This is a genomic window from Massilimicrobiota sp. An80, from assembly GCF_002159255.1.
GTDB classification, from domain to species: Bacteria; Bacillota_I; Bacilli_A; order Erysipelotrichales; family Coprobacillaceae; genus Allocoprobacillus; species Allocoprobacillus merdigallinarum.
The window spans coordinates 1-2,155 of the sequence record NZ_NFHI01000098.1 but is presented as its reverse complement, the minus strand read 5'-3'; the positions used below and the strand labels follow the sequence as shown (position 1 = coordinate 2,155).

2 protein-coding genes and 1 pseudogene are annotated in these 2,155 nt (G+C 30.1%); all 3 read right to left on the bottom strand.

The window, feature by feature from the left end:
• Nucleotides 1-1,043 (bottom strand): deoxyribose-phosphate aldolase (gene deoC / locus B5G32_RS14055; protein ID WP_239386265.1); only part of this gene is annotated, 1,043 nt, incomplete at its 3' end.
• Nucleotides 1,040-1,846: a sugar phosphate isomerase/epimerase family protein gene (locus B5G32_RS13435; protein WP_239386264.1), complete on the bottom strand. Its 807-nt coding sequence runs from the start codon at nucleotides 1,844-1,846 to the stop codon at nucleotides 1,040-1,042. The genes B5G32_RS13435 and deoC, both read right to left, overlap by 4 nt.
• 60 nt (nucleotides 1,847-1,906) lie before the next feature.
• Nucleotides 1,907-2,155: pseudogene (locus tag B5G32_RS13430) on the bottom strand (SIS domain-containing protein); the annotation flags it as partial.

The following is a 2,155-nucleotide window of genomic DNA, read 5'->3' as shown; positions in this document are numbered from 1 at the left end:
TCTACTTTTTTGGCTAATGGTGAATCTAGAACTTCCACATAGCCAATGACTCTCGCTCCGACTTCATGAGCCTTATCAATAGCTTGTTCAATCTCAATTGTATTTCCTGATAGAGAAGCTATCACGACGACTGAATCCTTATCAAATTTAGCATTGCCTTCATACAAGAAATCAGTTGCATTTTCAAGATATAAAGGAAGATTACACCCTAATTGTTTAGCCGTATGCATGATTTGTCCAGCATACAATAATGTTCCTCCTATACCAAAGAGAAAGATATTAGAATATCCATCTTCACAGATCTTATCTACAATTTTTTCTACTTCTGGAATTAAATTAACTCCATTTTGATGTTCTGTTCTTACTCTATTTTCATCGAAATTTAACATTTTTGTCCCTCCTTTTATAATTTGAATGGCACTAGTTGCACCAATGACACTTGCTCCTGCTTCAAAAAATTTTTGTGCCTGTTGTAAATGACGGATACCTCCAGATGCTTTGATTTTGACTTCATCTTTTAATATATTTTTCATTAATATAACATCATTTAAATCAGCACCTTTAAAACTTCTTCCTGTTGATGTTTTTAAAAAAGCCGGCTTCACTCTTTTGGCTATTTTACATATCTCTTCCTTTATTTCTTCTCGACCGTCTAATTTACACATTTCAACAATCACTTTTTCTTGTATATTATGTTTTATACAAAATTGATGAATTGTACTCATTTCTTCTTCAATTTTGTCAAGATCACCTTTTTCAACATGATCTTGATTTAAAACGTAATCAATTTCTTGAAAACCATAAGATGCATATGTCTTAAACATTTCTAATTTCTCATTCAAAGTCATTTTTCCTTCAGGAAAATCTATAGCTCCAGCAATAATACAATCTTTATTTTTTAAATAATCTTTAGCATAATCATATTCTTCTTTATTCCTTGCAAATATGCAACGAAATTGATATTGGATAGCTTTATCTAAATAAGTTTGAAAACTATCGTTTTCATCTCTGATATAATCAATTTTTTGACTGATTGATTTCATTTTGGTCTCCATTGATTGAATAATTCTATGCATTTTTGATCTGCTAAATGAGGTTGTTGATAATACATCTGATTAACAATTTCAAAAGAAAGATAGCCTTGATAATCATATTGATGAAGGATATCTAAATCTTCACACATATTTCTATTTCCATCACCCCATGCCATATGTCCTACTGGATTTCCATCCACAAAATGACAATGAATAATTCTAGATCCAAAGGTTTCAAAATAGTCTTTGATTGTCTCGTTAGCTTTTGCCATAGCACCTAAATCTAAACATATTTTTAAATTTTCATGATTAACTAATTCTAAATAATCTTTCAAATCAGAAATTGTGTTTACAAGTAAAGATTCTCTTGGTTGTAATGCTTCTATCGCAAGAGGTATTCCTTGAATTTGTGCATATTCTGCAAGTTTTCTCATCATCTGAGCACTTCTTGTTCTTGCTTCTTCAAGATTTTCTGATAAATATGCCCATCCACTTGTGACAACTACTTGATGGGCATTGAGAAAATGTGCAATATCTATAGCATTTTTAAAATAATGATAGACTCTTTTTTGTTCATCTTCATGTTTTGCTGCCATATTATTTGGTTTAGGGTTTGTTTGTTCAGGACAAACACCAATAATTTTAATATCATATTTTTTTTCTAATTCTTTTAAGATTTGAATATCATCATATTGTTGATAATCTAAATAAAAATGCATTGGTCCACTCCATAATTCTACATTTCTAAAACCATTTTCATGTGCACTTTTAAAAAAATCTTCTAATGTATAAAATCTATGATGACAATTCATTGCTGATACTTCCATAATATTACCTTTCATTTTAGAGAAGATAAAAATCTAACTCTTTCATTAATAATCTAAAGCTTTATAATAACGTCTGATATCAATTGGATGACGTCTACAATGTTCTAGATGTACATTTAATCTCATAAACGCTGATCTCATCATGATTGGTGATAGGATTCCTCTAAATTCATCGCTAATTCCATTGAGTTTATATTTCTTTGTATCAAAAACTGTGACCTTTGCACTCACTCTATGCACAAAGTTTTCTACTCTATCCATTTCTGGTCTTGTCTTATCTTCTCCCTTGATTAA